Annotated in this window: 13 protein-coding genes; 6 read left to right on the top strand and 7 right to left on the bottom strand. The window is 63.8% G+C overall.

Going from position 1 to position 17,050, the window contains the following annotated elements:
- Positions 1-5 precede the first annotated feature (5 nt).
- Positions 6-2,099: an NADH:flavin oxidoreductase gene (locus FJ934_RS17680; RefSeq protein WP_140610870.1), complete on the bottom strand. Its 2,094-nt coding sequence runs from the start codon at positions 2,097-2,099 to the stop codon at positions 6-8.
- Between the two features lie 53 nt (positions 2,100-2,152).
- Between FJ934_RS17680 and FJ934_RS17675 the strand changes: the two genes are divergently transcribed.
- Positions 2,153-3,094, top strand: coding sequence for a LysR substrate-binding domain-containing protein (locus tag FJ934_RS17675; RefSeq protein WP_140610869.1), 942 nt, complete (start codon positions 2,153-2,155; stop codon positions 3,092-3,094).
- A gap of 37 nt (positions 3,095-3,131) precedes the next feature.
- On the opposite strand, the gene FJ934_RS17670 is transcribed toward FJ934_RS17675, so the two are convergent.
- Positions 3,132-3,608: an Lrp/AsnC family transcriptional regulator gene (locus tag FJ934_RS17670; protein ID WP_140610868.1), complete on the bottom strand. Its 477-nt coding sequence runs from the start codon at positions 3,606-3,608 to the stop codon at positions 3,132-3,134.
- A 224-nt stretch (positions 3,609-3,832) separates the two neighbouring features.
- On the opposite strand from FJ934_RS17670, the gene FJ934_RS17665 reads away from it, so the two are divergent.
- Positions 3,833-5,158 carry an FAD-binding oxidoreductase gene (locus FJ934_RS17665; RefSeq protein WP_140610867.1) on the top strand — a complete coding sequence of 442 codons (1,326 nt, stop codon included), beginning with the start codon at positions 3,833-3,835 and terminating at the stop codon, positions 5,156-5,158.
- A gap of 46 nt (positions 5,159-5,204) precedes the next feature.
- On the opposite strand, the gene FJ934_RS17660 is transcribed toward FJ934_RS17665, so the two are convergent.
- The 5 genes from FJ934_RS17660 to FJ934_RS17640 form a co-directional block, all read right to left on the bottom strand.
- The gene (locus tag FJ934_RS17660) at positions 5,205-6,572 is read right to left on the bottom strand and encodes an FAD/NAD(P)-binding oxidoreductase (RefSeq protein ID WP_140610866.1); all 1,368 of its coding nucleotides are present in this window, start codon (positions 6,570-6,572) and stop codon (positions 5,205-5,207) included.
- A complete protein-coding gene (locus tag FJ934_RS17655) occupies positions 6,569-6,871 on the bottom strand; it encodes a (2Fe-2S)-binding protein (protein WP_140610865.1) in 303 nt (100 codons plus the stop codon). The genes FJ934_RS17660 and FJ934_RS17655 overlap by 4 nt, the downstream gene beginning before the upstream one ends.
- Entirely contained in the window at positions 6,868-8,853 is a 1,986-nt protein-coding gene (locus FJ934_RS17650; RefSeq protein ID WP_140610864.1) for a hydantoinase B/oxoprolinase family protein, read from the bottom strand. Before FJ934_RS17650 ends, FJ934_RS17655 begins: the two co-directional genes overlap by 4 nt.
- A gap of 4 nt (positions 8,854-8,857) precedes the next feature.
- Positions 8,858-10,936 carry a hydantoinase/oxoprolinase family protein gene (locus tag FJ934_RS17645; RefSeq protein ID WP_140610863.1) on the bottom strand — a complete coding sequence of 693 codons (2,079 nt, stop codon included), beginning with the start codon at positions 10,934-10,936 and terminating at the stop codon, positions 8,858-8,860.
- Positions 10,937-11,025: 89 nt separating this feature from the next.
- Entirely contained in the window at positions 11,026-11,931 is a 906-nt protein-coding gene (locus tag FJ934_RS17640; protein ID WP_140610862.1) for a LysR family transcriptional regulator, read from the bottom strand.
- Positions 11,932-12,145: 214 nt separating this feature from the next.
- Here FJ934_RS17640 and FJ934_RS17635 point away from each other — a divergent pair, with 214 nt between their 5' ends.
- From FJ934_RS17635 to FJ934_RS17620, 4 genes are all read left to right on the top strand, one after another.
- Positions 12,146-13,264 (top strand): FAD-binding oxidoreductase, encoded by a 1,119-nt coding sequence (locus FJ934_RS17635; protein ID WP_140610861.1) that lies wholly within the window; start codon positions 12,146-12,148, stop codon positions 13,262-13,264.
- 537 nt (positions 13,265-13,801) lie between these two features.
- On the top strand, positions 13,802-14,770 hold the full coding sequence (locus FJ934_RS17630) for a helix-turn-helix domain-containing protein (RefSeq protein WP_140610860.1): 969 nt from the start codon (positions 13,802-13,804) through the stop codon (positions 14,768-14,770).
- A 136-nt stretch (positions 14,771-14,906) separates the two neighbouring features.
- A complete protein-coding gene (gene adh, locus FJ934_RS17625; RefSeq protein ID WP_140610859.1) occupies positions 14,907-16,424 on the top strand; it encodes an aldehyde dehydrogenase in 1,518 nt (505 codons plus the stop codon).
- Positions 16,425-16,504: 80 nt separating this feature from the next.
- Entirely contained in the window at positions 16,505-16,855 is a 351-nt protein-coding gene (locus tag FJ934_RS17620) for a DUF779 domain-containing protein (RefSeq protein ID WP_140610914.1), read from the top strand.
- Positions 16,856-17,050 lie beyond the last annotated feature (195 nt).

The raw sequence follows: 17,050 nt of genomic DNA, 5'->3' as shown, positions 1-17,050 counted from the left end.
CGACGCTACAATTGCGAGCAGAGCCGGTAGGCCTCGTAGATCGACGAGTAGATGTCCCGGCTGGCAACCGCGTCTCCAATGCGGTGCAAGACAAACGATCCAGCGGCTTGGGCATTATCAGCTTCCTTTGTCCCCGCTCCGGTCATGAGTGCTATGTCGGTGACGCCGTCGTTGGCTGAGCGCGCACGCAACTCCTGGTAGGTATCCTCCATGGGCGCGGTGCCGCGCTCGACAATGAGTTGGGCTGCGGGCACTTCCGTTTCCGCACCGGTGAGTTCGTGCCGGAACGTGGCGGCGATTCCGTTGCCTTGGCGTGCTGCCTTGACCAGGCGCACGTCGCTGATGACGCGGATGCCGCGTTCCGCGGCACGTTTGCGAAAACTCACCCTGTCCGGATAAGGCGTCTCGATCGCCAGGGTGTCGTCCGCTATGGCCAGGCTGACCAAGCGTCCCAGACGGGCAAGATGCAGAGCACAGGAAATTGCGGCCTGGCGTCCGGTCTCATCGTAGATGAGCACATCGTCCTTCGCCGGCACCACCCCGGTCAAAACGTCCCAGACGCTGTGGCAATGTTCAGCGCCCTCCAGCCACTCCATGTCGGGAACGCCGCCGGTGGCGATGATGACCGCATCCGGTTTATCGGCGAGGACCACTTCTGCGTCCGCATAGATGTTGAGACGAACTTGCACACCAAGGCGAGCGAGTTCGCCGGTACGCCAGTCGACTATGCCGATGAGATCCTTGCGGTCGGACGCGGAGGCCGCGACGAGCACCTGTCCGCCAAGCCGTGCTCCGGCTTCAAGCAGGGTCACTTTGTGTCCGCGCTCGGCGGCGACCCGTGCCGCTTCCATCCCACCCGGGCCACCGCCGACCACGACCACCCGTTTCGGCGTTTCTGCACGGTCGATGATGTGGTTGATGATCGTCTCATGGCCGCTGGCCGGGTTGTGGATGCACTGCACCTTCTTGTACAGGCAATAGGATGCGCCGACACACGGGCGGATGCGTTCTTCTTCTCCGCGCATCACCTTGTTGACGATATGGGGGTCGGCAATATGCGCCCGGGTCATGCCAACCAGGTCGACAAGGTTTTCGCGGATGGCATGTCGAGCCGTGGCTACATCCCGGATTGCCGCAGCGTGGATGACGGGCAGTTTGGTTTCCCGCTTGAACCTGCCGACCTGAGGCAAAAACGGGGCGCTCGGGCTAAACATGCCGGGCATGTTCTGCTCGGCCAAAGATAATTCGGTGTCCATGCGGCCGAAGATGCAGTTGAAGAAGTCAATGTGGCCTTCCCGCTCGAATAGCCGAGCGAAATCAAGGCATTCCTCGAAGTCCGGTCCGTCTTCGGCCGCCTCGTCGATTACGAAGCGGATACCCACGGCGAAGTCGTCGCCGACTGCGCGGCGGATCGCCTCGTGAACCATCAAGCCGAAGCGGGCCCGGTTTTCCAGCGAGCCGCCGTAGGCATCCGTGCGCTTATTGGTTCTGCGCGACAGGAATTGGCCGATCAGATGGCCGCCGGTAACGGTTTCGATGCCGTCCAGACCTCCGTCACGGCAGCGCTTGGCGGCGCTGGCGTAATCCTCGATGATCCTGTCGATGTCGGCGCCGTCCATCTCCTTCGGGAAGTTGCGGTTTCGCGGCTCGCGAATGCGTGACGGTGCCACCGGCGCGAGCCAGTTCCCGGCATAGGCGGTGGCGCGCCGCCCAAGATGTGAGACCTGGCACATGACGGCGGCGCCATGGCGATGGATTCGCTGCGACATTAACTGGAGATGAGGGACGATGCGATCGGTCGAAAGGTCCAGCTGACCGCCGCCCCAACTGGAGTCGGGCGAGGTCATGGCCGAGCCGCCCGCCATGGTCATCGCCAGGCCGCCGCGCGCCTTTTCCTCATGGTAGCGCTGATAGCGCTCGAGTGGCAGGCCGCCATCGTCCAGCATCGAGGCGTGACTGGTGCTGACGACACGATTGCGCAGCGTCAGACCCTTGAGCCGAAACGGTTGAAGCAGAGGATCGCCGGATGTGCCGGCTGCTGGAGATGCCGCTGTGTTCACGTCGTGCCCCTCCCATTCATGACGGTTATAGTCCGTCATTTGTGAGGCCGGAGAAAGCTTGAAAATTGTTAGGGTGGCTATACGCTGGGCGTATGGCCGGTTTCGCAAAACTCATCCCTTCCGCGCGCGGATTGCTCGTTTTCGAAGCTGCTGTCCGCTCCGGCAGTTTCACCGCCGCCGCGCGCGAATTCAATGTCACGCAACCATCGGTCAGCCGCAGCATCGCCCAGCTTGAGGCCGATTTTGGGGTCGCGCTTTTCACGCGCAGTCCAGCGGGATTGGCCCCGACCGCAGAAGGGCGTGCGCTCTATTCGGCCGTGCGGGAGGGATTTGACGGCATCGACGAGGTGATCCGGAGAATCAAGCAGAGCGGTGCTGCAAAGCCGGTGGTCACCCTCTCTCTTTCTAGTTCTCTGGCAACATATTGGTTCGTTCCCAGGTTAGGAGCTTTCAATACGAGGTTTCCTGATGTGGACCTGAGGTTCGAACTGATCGCAGGCGTTCTGAGAGGTCCCGCCGAGAATGTCGACCTTGCCACGAGGATCCTGTCGGACGACGACACCCACTATCACCGCTGGGCGTTCTCGCCGGAAATCATTGTTCCGGTATGCAGCCCATCCTATTTGTCAGCCCACGGTCGGTTGATGCATGCCGGGACTGGGGAGGGCCATGTCCTGCTGCATCTCACGGACGCCAAGGAGCAGTGGCTGGACGCTTGGGGCAACGTGGCCAACCGCAAGACCAGAAGGGCAAAGTGGCTCGAATTCTCGGACTACGCGGTCGTGCTTCAGGCCGCGATGAATGGGGAAGGCGTGGCGCTCGGCTGGCTCAGCAACGTCTCAAGGGCGTTGCTTCAGGGAACCCTTGTCCCAGCTTCGGACCGGCAGATCAACACGGGCCGGATCCATCAGCTGATTGCACCGCGCTCACGGCCGGTACGACCGATCGTTTCTGACATCCGCGCCTGGATGATCGCCGAGATGCAAGCCGAATTAAAAGCACTGCACCCGATTTTGCGGACTGACATCTTGTAGCGAGGCGACAAATGCAGTGCGGCACGGCAGCCGCTGACTACATCGGAAACAGGCTGGGCAGCGGCATGTGCGCCTTGACGATCGGAGACTTCAACACCACGAAGCTGAAATACTTGTCGATACCGATATCCATATCGGTCAGCCGCTCCATGATCGTCTGGTACTCGCCGATGCCGGCGGTCACGAATTTAATCAGGTAGTCGTAGCCGCCCGAGACGAGATGGCATTCGATGACCTGGTCGATCTTCTCCACCACGGCGAGAAAGCGGGCGAAGTCCACCTGGCGATGGTTCCTCAGGGTGACCTCAGTGAACACGGTCAGCATCTGGCCGAGTTTGCCGATATTGATCTGCGCGGAATAGCCTTCGATATAGCCTTCCGACTGAAGTTTCTTGACCCGCATCAGGCACGGGCTCGGCGACAGATGCACCAACTCGGCCAGCTCTACATTGGTGACGCGGCCGTTCTTCTGCAGTTCGTGCAGAATCTTGATGTCGATCCGATCCAGTTTCATGGCCGTCTCCGAACAACGCAAGCCACAGCACAAAATGCTGCCGTGTCAACAACCATCGACACTACCACAGCCCGTATGCCTGTCCATCCGAACGAACACTGCTTTGAAACGCAGGGACTTCCGATTTCCACGGGCTCGTCGGAATAAAATTCTGCTTCGCCTTCAACTGCAGCAGCGGCTGCCTGCGCAACGCGATAGATTGAAACGTCAAATGAGAGAGGATCATGCGCGCGCCGCTGCAGCAAATCGAGACATCCGGCGAACTGCCGCAATCCGCGGACGCGGTGGTAATCGGCGGCGGTATTGTTGGCGTCTTTGCGGCTTATTACCTGGCGGGGCGCGGCATGAAGGTTGCCCTCATCGAAAAGGGGCGCATCGGCGCCGAGCAGTCCTCCCGGAACTGGGGATGGTGCCGCCAGCAGAATCGCGACGCCCGCGAACTGCCGATGGCGACACGAAGCCTCGATTTGTGGGAGCGTTTTGCGGCAAACACCGGGGAGGACACCGGCTTTCGCCGCTGCGGCCTGCTCTACCTCAGCAATGACGAGGCGGAACTGGCCGGGTGGGCGCGCTGGCGCGACTTTGCCAGAACGGCTGGCGTCACGACGCAAATGCTCGACGGCGCCGAGGCCAGCGAGCGGGGCGGCGCCACGGGCCGGACGTGGAAGGGCGGCGTCTTCTCGCCGACCGACGGCACCGCCGATCCGTCGCGAGCCGCGCCCGCGGTCGCTCGTGCCATCCTGAAGCTCGCAGGCACGGTGCACCAGAATTGCGCCGCACGCGGCATCGAGACCGAGGGCGGACGCCTGAGCGCCGTGGTCACCGAAAAAGGGACGATCCGCACGAAGGTGGCGGTCCTGGCTGGCGGCGCCTGGGCCTCGTCCTTTTGCCATCAGTTCGGCTTCCGCTTCCCGCAGGCCTCGGTCCGCTCCTCCATCCTGTCCGTGTCGCCCGGGGCGGAGGGCCTTCCGGATGCGCTGCACACGGCACGGATCTCGGTTACACGTCGCGGCAACGGCGGCTTTACGCTCGCCATAAGCGGTCGCGGACGCGTGGATGTCACGCCGCAGCAACTGCGCTTTTCGTCGCAGTTCGTGCCGATGTTCCTGAAGCGGTGGCGCAGCCTCGCGCCCGGCGGCCTGCAGGGTGTGCGTTCTGGGCACGAAACGCTTCAGCTTTGGCGGCTCGACCAACCGACACCGATGGAGCGCATGCGCATTCTCGATCCGGCCCCGGACCAGGCGACCATCCGCCTGACCCATGCCCGTGCGCTTGAGTTGTTGCCGGCGCTGCGCAAGACGACGATCAGCGCGGCCTGGGCCGGCTACATCGACAGCACGCCGGACGGCGTGCCCGCCATCGGCGAGATCCCTACCCTTCCGGGTTTCTTCCTGGCTGCCGGATTTTCGGGGCACGGCTTCGGCATCGGGCCTGGCGCTGGACACCTCGTCGCCGATCTGGTGGCCGGATCGGAACCGACCGTCGATGCGACACCCTACGATCCGCGCCGCTTCGACGCTTCGGCTTGGGGCAAGGTCGCCGACTTCTGATAGGCGATTCATGCCCGTCCCCAACGCCGTGGCTTTAGCAATCGCATCAGCTTTCCCGAAGAAAGGCGCCGACCGGCGTTGGTCGGACAGGCGCCTGCCCGCGAAACCGGCCAACGGCACCAGGCGTGCAGCCGGTCTGCGCCGCGATGAGTTCGACGGCGGCCAACTGACAATAGCGTCCCTGGCATCGCCCCATGCCGACGCGCGACAGCGATTTCACCCTATTTGCTTCGCCGCCGCCGAAATCCACACTTTCGCGTACATCTCCGGCGGTCACGTTCTCGCAACGGCAGACGATCGCGTCGTCGGGGAGTGCCCGCATCATCGCAGCAGGCCATGGAAAGGCGGAGGCCAGGCCGCAGGCAAAGCGCTCGAGCCGCGCAAGCTTGTGCAGGTCGGCGCTGGCGGAAGGCGCCGGGCGTCCTAGATCGGCAAGGCAGGCGGCCGCGGCAAGGCATCCAGCGATTTCCGCGCCGTCCGCCCCGAGGAGACGGACCCCATCGCCGGCTAGATAGACCCCATTGCCGGCCCGACCCATCCCATCGATCTTTGGCAGCCATTGCCGCCACTGTTCGTCATAGGTGAAGGCGCATCCTGCCAGGTCGGCGAGATGCGTCTCGGCCCGCAAATGCCAGCCAATGCCCACCATGTCGCATGAGGTTGCGCGCTGCCTTCCGCCAGCGTCGCGCCAGCGCACCGCCGCCACGCCCGACCCGTCGGTCTCGATCCGTTCGAGCGTCACGCCCGCATGATAACGGCCACCAAGCCGCGCTCGCATAACCAAGCCGCGCAACGCGACGACTGGCCGAGCGGCAAGCTCCCACAGCCCTCGTAGTTGCTGGCGCCAGGGAGAGGTGTCGAGCACCGCCGGCACATGGGCGCCGGCTTTGACGAGTTGGGCGCCAACCAGGGTCAGCAAAGGCCCGGATCCCATCAGGACGATCCGCTGCCCGAGTGCCACGCCCTGTGCCTTCAGCGCGATCTGCGCCGCGCCAAGGCTGTAGACGCCGGCGCTCTGCCAGCCGGGGACGGGAGCGACGCGGTCGGATGCGCCAGTGGCAAGGATCAGGCGGTCATAGAAGATCACCTGGACGCCGCTCTCCCCCAGAACATGAAGACGACCCTCGTGCACGGCAATGACCGAGCTGCGCGCGTAATGGGTGAGCCGCCCCTCTGCGGCCAGCTGGTCGAAGAGCGAATGTAGCGCGTGCGCCTTCTGCGCCTCCGACCCGTAGAGCTGCTGCGAGGGGCGGGTAAACCCGGCAGGCGGGCGACGATAGATCTGCCCGCCCGCGCGCTGCCCCTCGTCGATCACGATCGGATGAAGGCCAGCATCAACCAGCGTCGCCGCAGCCCTTATACCGGCGGGGCCTGCACCCACGATCACGATCCGCGGCGAGGCAAGATCGCTCACGGCCAGTTCTCCGGCGGTGTCGTGCGCAGCCGCATGCCCTCGACAATCAGGGTTGTGCACGCGCGCAGACGCGGTCCCTCCTCTTGCCAAACCCAGCAGTCCTGGCAGGCGCCCATCAGGCAGAAACCGGCGCGCGGCTCCGATCCGAACTCGGAGTTCCGCAAGGCGTGTCCTGATGCCAGCATGGCGGTCAGCACGGTGTCGCCCGCGAGCGCGCCGCGCATCTCACCGGCGAGAAGGAAATGCACCTCTGCCCGGTCGCGCTCCGCCAGCCGGACGATACGGCCGGGCGTGATCATTCCGCGGCCTCTCGCACCGGGCAAGGACGCGGCAGTTCGGGGAAGCGTTCGCAGACCGCATCGAAGGCCGCCTGAACGCCCTCCGGCCCGGCGCGTCCCTTCATGCGCCGGAAGATTTCTGTCTTGGCGAAGAACCGCCAATGGATCGGCAAGGCATCCAACAGGGCGTGGAGCCGATCATAGGAGGCCGGCGTCCACTGTGCTTCGTAGCCGTCGCGCTCCGGACCGAAATGGAAATGGCCGGCAGGGGGCCCGTGCCGTGCGCGCTGCTGCGTCGTCGCCTGCTCGTCGACCTCGCCGCCGCGCAGGACGACGCCGTAATCGCGCTCGGCCGCTGCCGCCGAGACATAGCCGCGCCGCACGTCCCGCGCCACCCGCCACGGCTCGCGCTGATACGGATCGCCACGCCCACCGCCCCCAGCGGAGCGGATCTCGAGCATGTCCCCTGGCTGCAGGACCGCTGTGTCGATATTGCCCAGCCGCCGCTCGTGCTCGGTCCCGGGATTGACGATCATGTCCGACAGGCCGGCTGCCCTGCCGCCCAGCACGCCCCAGGGACGGAAGAAGCTGCGGTCGCGGTTGCGTGCTGTAATCCTGGAGTCGGGGGCGAAGACGCGGAAGGCCATTTCGGTCGCCAGCCCGCCGCGCCAGCGGCCCGCACCGCCGCTGTCCCTGGCGAGCCCGTATTTCACGAATTCGACCGGGGTTTCGGTTTCGGTGATCTCGATCGGCGTGTTCTTGAGATAGGCGGCATCCGCGCCCGATCCGTTTGTCCCATCGCGATGCGGCATCGCCCCGCCGCCACCCACCACGGGGTTCACCGCCGCGATGACGGTCCGGCTGGTGCGCTCATCCGTGGTCATGACGTTGACGATGCAGTTGTTGCCGGCCGGTGCTGCGGGCAGCCGCTCTGGCACGGCCTGCGAGAAAGCGCCGAAGATAACCGAGCGTAGCCGGGCGCAGGTAAGCGAGCGCATGCCCACGGCGGCCGGGTGGACCGGATTGAGCACCGAACCCAGGGGCGTGATGCAAGTAAACGGCCGGGTGAGACCCGTGTTGAGCAGGATCTTCGGGTTCAGCGTGTAGAGCACATAGTAGACGCCTACCAGCAGCATGGTGTGGCGCGGATCGCCGCCCGAGGGCACGTTGAGCGAGGAGCCGAGCTGCGGATCGGAGCCGGTGAAGTCGAGCACCGCCTCGTCGCCCCTGATCGTCAGCGTCAGCTTCAGCCGGCAAGGATTGGCTTCGACCGAATCCTCGTCGGCATAGTCGGCGAACTCCCATGTGCCGTCGGGCATGGAGCGGAGCACGTCACGCGCCTGCGCCTCCGCCTGATCGAGAAGCGCGGCGACGCCTTCGACGAAGCCGGCCCTGCCGAACTTCTTCACCATCGCCTGGATCTTGCGCTCGCCGGTGTTGAGTGCGCCGACCAGCGCCTTGATGTCGCCGATGTTGAGGTCGGGCTTGCGCACATTGGTGCTCATGATGCGCAGGATGGTTTCGTCGAAGACGCCCTCCTTCACCAGCTTCATGGGCGGAAAGCGGATGCCTTCCTGGTGGATTTCGGTCAGCGCCCGGCTGAGCGAGGCCGGCACCGCCCCGCCCATGTCGGTGTTGTGGATGTGCCCGCCGGTCCAGGCGACGATCTCCCCGTCGACGAAGACCGGCTTCCACAGATGCGTGTCGGGCGCATGCGTGGCGACGTGGCCGGAATAGGGATCGTTGGTGAAGGCAACATCTCCCGGCCGGTAGTCGCTGACCATCGCGATCGCGCGGTGGTACGAAAGCCCCGGATACCAGGTGGCACCGAGTTCCATCGGCACAGCGAAGGTCGCGCCCGTGGTGTCCATCAGCATCACCGTGAAGTCCTGCGTCTCCTTGACGAAGGCGGAGTGCGCGGTGCGGTGGAGCGTGTGGGCCATGTTTTCGGCCGCCGCGCGGGCATGGTTCGCCAGAACCTGCAGGTTTGTGCGGTCAAACATGGCGTCACTCCGGGAAGGTCAGCAGAAGGTTGAGATGGCGGTCGACCCGTGCCTGCGCTCCCGCGGGGATTGCAAACGTTGTATCTTCCTGAACGACCACGGCAGGCCCATGGAACGTGCTGCCAGGCACGAGGGTCTGCCGGTCGTGAAGGTCGACGGTCTCGACGCCGAGGCCCGTATAGACCGCGAGCCGTCGTGCCGGATTGGCCGGGGCGTCGACCGCATCGGTTTGCGGAAAGGAAAGTTTCGGCCCCGCGCCTATGGCGGACAGCCGGATGTTCACAAGCTCAATGTCGCCGTCCGGATCGTGAAAATCGTAGAGCTGCTGATGGGTGAGGTGAAAAGCCTGCACGATGGCGGCCATATCGCCATCCGCCAGCCATTGCGGCGAAAGGACGACTTCGATCTCATAGCTCTGCCCGACATAGCGCATGTCACAGAAGAGATTGAGTTCCGCGGCCGCATTATGCCCCTGCGCTGCGAGCCAATGACGGCCCTCGCCCGCAAGCGCGTCGAAGGCCTCGCGAATTGCCGGCAGCGACGCGTCCGATAACGGGCTGAAGACGGTCCGGATGAAATCTCCGCGCAGATCCGCCACCAGCCCACCCAGGGCCGACACCACGCCGGGGCGGCGCGGCGCGATGACGCGTTTCATACCAAGTTCGCGGGCAAGGAAGGCGCCGAGCATCGGGCCGCCGCCGCCGAACGGCATGAGCGTGAATTCGCGCAGGTCCACGCCGGCGCGCGAGGCGAGTTTCTCGACCTCGACGAACATTTCCGACACCGCGATGTCCAGGATCGCCTGGGCCGTCTGCTCCACCGGGCGGCCGAGCCGGGCGGCAAGGTCACCGACCGTGCGATACGCCAGCCGGGTATCGATGCGAAGCTGTCCATAGGCCATCTCGCTGTGACCGAGCCAACCGCACACCACCATGGCGTCCGTCACTGTCGCCCGCTCGCCGCCCCGGCCATAGCATGCCGGCCCAGGTGTCGATCCAGCCGATTCCGGCCCGACGCGCAGCACACCCTGGGCGTCGACACAGGCGATAGAGCCGCCGCCGATGCCGATCGAGCTCACCGACACGGAGGGGATATGGAGCGGGAATTCGCCAATCAGCTCGCCGGTGCCGAATTGCGCCTTGCCGCCGATGATGAGCGCGAAGTCGGCCGAGGTCCCGCCGATGTCGAGGGTAAGAACCTTGTCCTCGCCAGCCTGGCGCGCCAGCCACGAGGCGCCGATCACTCCTGACGCCGTCCCCGACAAGAGCATGTTCACGCAGGCGCGCTTGCCTTCCGCAGCGTTCATCAGCCCGCCGTTCGACTTCGTCAGCATCGGGCGCGCCGGTACACCGCGGCTCTTCAGCCGCTCTTCCAGCGCGGTCAGATAGCCCGAGACGCGCGGATGGACATAGCCATTGAGAATGGCGGTCGAGCTGCGCTCGTATTCGCGGATGACAGGCCAGACCTCGGCAGAGGTGAAGACGAACAGGTCGGGCGCAAGGCGCGTGATCGCCGCCTTGACGGCAGCTTCCTGCGCAGCATTGCGCCAAGCATGAAGGAAGGAGATGATGATCCCTTGCGCGCCGTTCGATTTCGCCGCAGCGACCGCGCTTTCCACCGCCGCCATGTCCGGCGCTCTGGTCTCGCTCCCGTCGGCGCGCATGCGAGCTGGAATGCCGAAGACCATGTCACGCGAGATCAGCGGATCCGGCCGCGAGCAGAACAGCGAATACATGTCCGGCATGCGAAGCCGCGCCAATTCGATGACATCCTCGAATCCGGCATTGGTGAAGAGCGCGAGCGGCGCGCCCTTGCGCTGGATGATCGTGTTGATACCGACGGTCGTGCCATGCACGAAGCGCGTCATACGGACTGGATCGAAGCCTTCGCGCTCGGCCAGAAGGGCAAGACCCGTCATCAGTTCGGCGCCGGGATCCTCCGGCGTCGTCAGCACCTTCAGCGAAGCGACGCGTCCGGAGTTTACTTCGAGCGCGCAAAAATCGATGAATGTTCCGCCAATATCGACGCCGACCTTCCAGTCAGCCTCTTTCAGCGCCTCATTCGCCGTGATCGTACCGTCCATGATGCGTCCCTTCCTGTCCGCGGACCAGGACTGGCACGAGCGGACGGTCAGGGTCCAAGATGGATGACGAGCAAAGATATAAGCCTTGCTTATGCTTCGGCGCGATGTTCGCCGAGGACGGCCGAACAGGCAGCACGGATTTCGTCGCGCATCATCTCGTCGGCCCGCGACAGCCCCCGTGTGCGCGAGGTGAGCAACGCGATCGGAAATTCCGGCCCTTCGACCAGCGGCCTGACGGCAAGCCCGGCAAACTGGTGCCATGGCAGCAGCGCGTCGACCAAGGCGATGCCGAGACCGGCCTGGACGAAGCCGACCGCGGAAATGGAGACGTCGATCTCGAGCGACGGCGAGAGCGTGACGCCCTGCGCGCGGCCGGCGTGGGCCAGTTCGTCAGCGGGACGGGTGTTTCCGCGATAGGATATCAACTCCTCCCCGACGAGATCAGCGAGAACCAGCTCGGTTTTCCTTGCCAACGCATGTCCAGTGGGCAGCAGGCAAGCGAAGCCTACGCTTCCGATCACTTCGGCCTCGATGTCGGGAGGCAGGCGGTCGTCCATGGCCACGCCGAGGCTGGCATCGCCGGCGCGCAGCATGTCGACGATCGCGGCGATTGGCGCCATATGGGAACGCAGCAGAATATCGGGATGCTGCGCCCGGAATTTGGTAAATGCGCGCGGCAATATCGCCATCGCCGGCGGCGGCGAGGCCGCGACCCTCACCAACCCGGTCCGGCCGAGACGCAGGTCGGTGGTCTTGCGGCGCAAACCCTCCAGCCCCGCCGATAGCCTTTCGGCATCGGCGAAGATCTCGAGCGCCTCCGGCGTCGGACGCAGCCGGCCCTTGACACGTTCGAACAGCGTGAAGCCGAGTTCGTCCTCAGTGTGGAGCAGGATTTGGCTGAGCGCAGGCTGGGAGATGTTCAGCATCCGCGCCGCGGCGGTCACAGTGCCCGCCCGCATGATTGAGATAAACACTTCGAGCTGCCGCGCCCGCATTGCCACTCCATAGGTAAAACTTATGGCTCTTGTCCAAACCCATCTTTGACGCAATGCCGCCGGGCGGACAAGATCGGCATGTTCAAGGATATCCGCTCTGGGCTAAATCAGGATGAAGTTTGGTTAAGTCGTCATCCTGATTTAGCTCTTCGTTGGAGCAGATCTTTTCCGAAAACCGGTTCCCACTTTCGGAATCATGCTCTGAGAAACGACTATGGATGTGATCGTGCTGGGCGGCGGATTGATGGGGACGGCTTCGGCCTATTTCCTTGCCAGGCGCGGCGCGCGCGTGACGTTGATCGAGCGCAATCGGATCGGCACGGGGGCAACCGTCGCTTCCTTCGGCAATATCCGGCGCACCGGGCGCCATCTGTCCCAGCTTCCGCTGGCCCACCGCTCGCTCAGTCTGTGGGGCGAGGCCGAGAAAATGCTCGGCCGCGACGTGGAATTCCGCGCCACCGGCCATGTCCGGCTGATCTTCGATGAAGGCGGTCTCGCCGACATGCGCGCCTATGCTCAAGCCGCGCGGCCCTGGGGGCTTGAACTGGAAGAACTTGGTCCGCGCGAAATTCGTGCCCGTTTTCGCGGACTCGGTCCCGACGCGATCGCGGCCTCGTTCTCGCCCCGCGACGGCAGCGGCAACCCGCGGCTGATTGCGCCAGCCTTTGCCGAGGCTGCGCGCAAGCTGGGCGCGGAAATTGTCGAGGGAGCTGAAGTCCAGACGATCAAGCATACGGATTCCGGCTTCCTTGTCGCCACTGGAAAGGGCACGTTCGCCGCCGAGTGCCTGCTCAACAGTGCCGGCGCATGGGGCGCGCGCATCGCTGCGCAGTTCGATGAAGAGGTGCCGCTCGACGCCCGTGGCCCGCAGATGGGCGTGACCGAGCCGCTGCCGCATCGGATCCTGCCGGTAGTCGGCATCTGGACGCGCGACAAGGACCATGGCGCCTATCTGCGCCAGGTCGAGCGAGGCAACATCGTCTTCGGGGGCGCGGCCGAAAGGGTGACTGTGGACCTCGATCCTGGCCATGCGGTCGCCGATCCGATGCGACTTCCGGTGCAGTTGCGTGCTGTCGCGCGGCTGCTGCCGGCGATCACGCGGGTTGCAGTCATCCGCACCTGGTCCGGATGCGAAGGCTATGTGCGAGACATGCTGCCGGTCATGGGACGCTCGGCGACGACGCCAGGGTTGTTTCACGCTTTCGGCTTCAGCGGACACGGCTTCCAACTCGGCCCCGGCGTTGGTGACGCCATGGCCGAACTGATCGTGACCGACCGTTGCGAGATACCGATCGACGATTTCAGAATCAATCGCTTCAGCCGCGCAGCCTAATGAAGCGAACCGACCAGGGTTGGCCTCCCCGAAGCAATTAGCAATGGTCTTTTTTAGGAAACACCAGAGCTTACCGCAACGGGCGATATGAGGCGCGCAAAGCCGCCATTCGCTAGAAGATAAAGGCGATCGGCGAGTGGCGGACCGGCTTCTTGAATCGACTTTGGCGAACTATCCCGTAAGCAATTGATAAATAACGATAATGGTGGGCCCGGAGGACGTGTTCAAACTTTTGATTTAATTGAGTTTTTCGTGGGCCGTTTTCAAAACTCCTCCCGCACTACTCCGCATGGTTCCGTAGGCATCGTACAGCCAAATCCAGCCGAGATCGCGGCGATAACTTCGCATTTGTCCCCGCGCAGCCAACATTGATTTGCGCCGGATCAATTTCGCAGAGCTGCCGTAGGGTACAAACTAGTTCCTTCGACGAATTGACAGGTCGGTGACCGACTTGGGAAACACTCGTGGCCCGGACATATCCGCGAGCAAGGCCAAGCAGACAGGCAAAAGGGAAAGTTGCGAAAGCGGGAGGACAGCATGAAAGGAGACTCAGCTGGCCATCATGAAGGCCGCGTCCGGGCGGCGATCAATTCCGACGCGGCAGCAAAATCAGCATTGGTCGCCTCGTGGCAACGGTCGTCGAGACTGCATCGGCTTGATCCAGCCGAACGGAAGTCGCCCAATCGGCTAACAGATGCCGAGCTTAGAACAGCTAGGCAGAGGATCGAGCCACTGCAAATGGCGGCGCAGTCCAGCCTCGACAGGCTCTATCTTGCGGTGGGCGGGGTTGGCTGCTGCGTGCTGCTGGCCGACCGCGATGGGGTGCCGGTGGATCGCCGCGGAGCTGATTGCGACGATGAGACCTTCAAGAGTTGGGGGCTTTGGCCAGGTTCGATCTGGAGCGAGGAGAGCGAAGGCACCAATGGCATCGGAACCTGCCTAGCAGAGCGTCGTGCGCTGACGATCCATCGCGATCAGCATTTCTATGCGCGCAACACGTTACTGAGCTGCACGACAGCACCGGTCTACGATCACGAAGGCAATTTGGCAGCGGCGCTCGACGTTTCGTCCTGTCGCGCCGATCTCACCGAGGGATTCACAAACCTGATCTCGATCGCCGTCGCGGACGCCGCCCGAAGAATCGAGACGGAAAACTTTCGCCAAGCATTCCCGCGTGCTCGTGTGCTTCTCCTTCCGGAAGCGAGTAGTGGGCTCGGCGGGCTGATCGCGGTCGACTCCGACGATCTCGTGGTCGGAGCGACGCGGTCGGCACGGATCGCGCTGGGCATCTCCCAGGAATCGCTGACAAGAAGCCTACCCGCCATCGATGTATTGAGCGGTGCCGAAGGAGTAGAAGGAAGCCTCGGCAGCGCCGAGCGCGCTGCGCTTCAGAGAGCCCTGGCGCGAACCTCGGGCAATATTTCAGCGGCCGCCGAGGCGCTCGGAATCAGCCGGGCAACGCTGCATCGCAAGTTGAAACGTTTCGAATTGCGGCGCGCCCACTAGGTTTGGCAGCCCAACTGTCTCAGTTTTGCGACACTCGCACGAAAGATCAGGTTTCAACGGCCTGACAATCAGCCCACACACAAGCATATGTCCTGCCACGCGCCGCATCCCGCGGCGTCAGCTTTGGGAGGAAGATGTGAACAAGGTTGAATTCTCGCGCTCGGTCAAGATGCCCTTCGACAAACGTTATGGAAATTTCATTGGCGGCAAATGGGCAGAGCCGCGCTCCGGCCACTATTTCGAAAACTTCTCGCCGGTAAATGGTCAGTTGCTATGCGAAGTCGCGCGCTCGGACGCTCAGGACATTGAGGCCGCCCTCGACGCGGCGCACGCGGCCAAGGACGCCTGGGCGCGCACCAGCGTGGCCGAGCGGTCGCTCATCCTCAACCGCATCGCCGATCGCATGGAGGAGAACCTCGATCTGCTGGCGTGCGCCGAAACTTGGGATAACGGCAAGCCGATCCGCGAAACCACCGCGGCCGACCTGCCGCTTGCCATTGACCATTTCCGCTATTTCGCCGGCGCCCTGCGCGGCCAGGAAGGCAGCCTTTCCCAGATCGACGACGACACCGTTGCCTACCACTTCCATGAGCCGCTCGGCGTGGTTGGTCAGATCATCCCGTGGAACTTTCCGCTGCTGATGGCATGCTGGAAGCTTGCCCCCGCGCTTGCGGCCGGCAATTGCGTCGTGCTGAAGCCTGCCGAGCAGACGCCAGCCGCCATCTTGCTCTGGGCCGATCTTGTCGGCGACCTGCTGCCGGCGGGCGTGCTCAACATCGTCAACGGCTTCGGCCTCGAGGCCGGCAAGCCGCTCGCGTCCTCGCCGCGTATTGCCAAGATCGCGTTTACCGGCGAGACCACGACGGGCAGGCTTATCATGCAGTATGCCAGCCAGAACCTCATTCCCGTCACGCTCGAACTGGGCGGGAAGTCGCCCAACATCTTCTTCAAGGATGTCGTCGCCGAGGACGACGATTTCTTCGACAAGGCGATCGAGGGCTTCGTCATGTTCGCGCTGAACCAGGGCGAGGTCTGTACCTGCCCGAGCCGCGCCCTCATCCATGAATCGATCTATGACAGGTTCATGGAGCGTGCTCTCAAGCGCGTCGAGGCGATCGTGCAGGGCGATCCGCTCGACCCGGCCACGATGATAGGGGCGCAGGCCTCGTCCGAGCAGTTGGAAAAGATCCTGTCCTACATCGACATCGGCCGCCAGGAAGGCGCCGAGGTGCTGGCAGGCGGCGCGCGCAATGTCCTGCCTGGCGATCTGGCGGGCGGCTATTACGTCAAGCCCACCGTGTTCAAGGGCCACAACAAGATGCGCATCTTCCAGGAGGAGATCTTTGGGCCGGTGGTCTCGGTGACGACCTTCAAGGACGACGATGACGCGCTGTCGATCGCCAACGACACGCTCTACGGCCTCGGCGCCGGCATCTGGACGCGCGACGGCAACCGGGCCTACCGCTTCGGCCGGGCGATCCAGGCGGGCCGCGTCTGGACCAATTGCTACCACGCCTATCCGGCGCACGCTGCGTTCGGTGGCTACAAGCAGTCCGGCATCGGCCGCGAGACGCACAAGATGATGCTCGACCACTATCAGCAGACCAAGAACATGCTGGTCAGCTACAGCCCGAAGAAGCTCGGCTTCTTCTGATACCCTCCGAGATACACTGAACAGAGGGCGCGGCTTGCCGCGCCCTCTCGCCAAACATCAGGGACGAGATCGTGGACAAGATGTCGCTGGGCAAAGTGTCCGCCACGCCGGAGGCCGAGGCGCTGCTTGCCGAGATCATCGCCGATCACGGCCCGGTGCTGCTTCACCAGTCCGGCGGCTGCTGTGACGGGTCTTCGCCGATGTGCTATCCGCGCGGCGATTTCATCATCGGCGACAATGATGTCAGGCTGGGCGAAATCGGCGACACGCCGGTCTATATCAGCGCCTCACAGTATCAGGCATGGAAGCACACCGATCTCATCATCGACGTCGTACCCGGTCGCGGCGGAATGTTCTCGCTTGAGAACGGGCGGGAGAAGCGGTTCCTGACGCGGTCGATGATTTGTACGGTTGAGCCAGGAGCCAGCTGATCTGCCGGCCTGCGGGTTTTTCCGGAGCGCCGGCCCCCTGAGGCGACATGTGCCTCCTCCCAGCCAAGCAGGCTGCTCCCTGTTTGTTTCAGCGCAACGAGCAGTCCGGAAGGACGGCGCAAGATGTTCGCTTTCAAACGCGGGCGAGCGGCATGAAACACAAATTCGGCGACGATGCGATGATGGACGAATTCA

It is taken from the genome of Mesorhizobium sp. B2-4-12 (assembly GCF_006441575.1).
In the GTDB taxonomy this organism is placed as follows: domain Bacteria; phylum Pseudomonadota; class Alphaproteobacteria; order Rhizobiales; family Rhizobiaceae; genus Mesorhizobium.
Note: the sequence above shows the minus strand (reverse complement) of the source record. Positions and strands in the feature narration are given on the sequence as shown.

Bases quoted from the DNA above. Each gene is read 5' to 3' on its own strand.
- FJ934_RS17665 (WP_140610867.1), top strand. From the start codon at position 3,833: ATGCGCGCGCCGCTGCAGCAAATCGAGACATCCGGCGAACTGCCGCAA.
- FJ934_RS17650 (WP_140610864.1), bottom strand. From the start codon at position 8,853: ATGTTTGACCGCACAAACCTGCAGGTTCTGGCGAACCATGCCCGCGCG.
- FJ934_RS17635 (WP_140610861.1), top strand. From the start codon at position 12,146: ATGGATGTGATCGTGCTGGGCGGCGGATTGATGGGGACGGCTTCGGCC.
- FJ934_RS17630 (WP_140610860.1), top strand. From the start codon at position 13,802: ATGAAAGGAGACTCAGCTGGCCATCATGAAGGCCGCGTCCGGGCGGCG.
- FJ934_RS17670 (WP_140610868.1), bottom strand. From the start codon at position 3,608: ATGAAACTGGATCGGATCGACATCAAGATTCTGCACGAACTGCAGAAG.
- FJ934_RS17655 (WP_140610865.1), bottom strand. From the start codon at position 6,871: ATGATCACGCCCGGCCGTATCGTCCGGCTGGCGGAGCGCGACCGGGCA.
- FJ934_RS17640 (WP_140610862.1), bottom strand. From the start codon at position 11,931: ATGCGGGCGCGGCAGCTCGAAGTGTTTATCTCAATCATGCGGGCGGGC.
- FJ934_RS17645 (WP_140610863.1), bottom strand. From the start codon at position 10,936: ATGGACGGTACGATCACGGCGAATGAGGCGCTGAAAGAGGCTGACTGG.
- FJ934_RS17620 (WP_140610914.1), top strand. From the start codon at position 16,505: ATGTCGCTGGGCAAAGTGTCCGCCACGCCGGAGGCCGAGGCGCTGCTT.
- FJ934_RS17675 (WP_140610869.1), top strand. From the start codon at position 2,153: ATGGCCGGTTTCGCAAAACTCATCCCTTCCGCGCGCGGATTGCTCGTT.
- FJ934_RS17680 (WP_140610870.1), bottom strand. From the start codon at position 2,099: ATGACGGACTATAACCGTCATGAATGGGAGGGGCACGACGTGAACACA.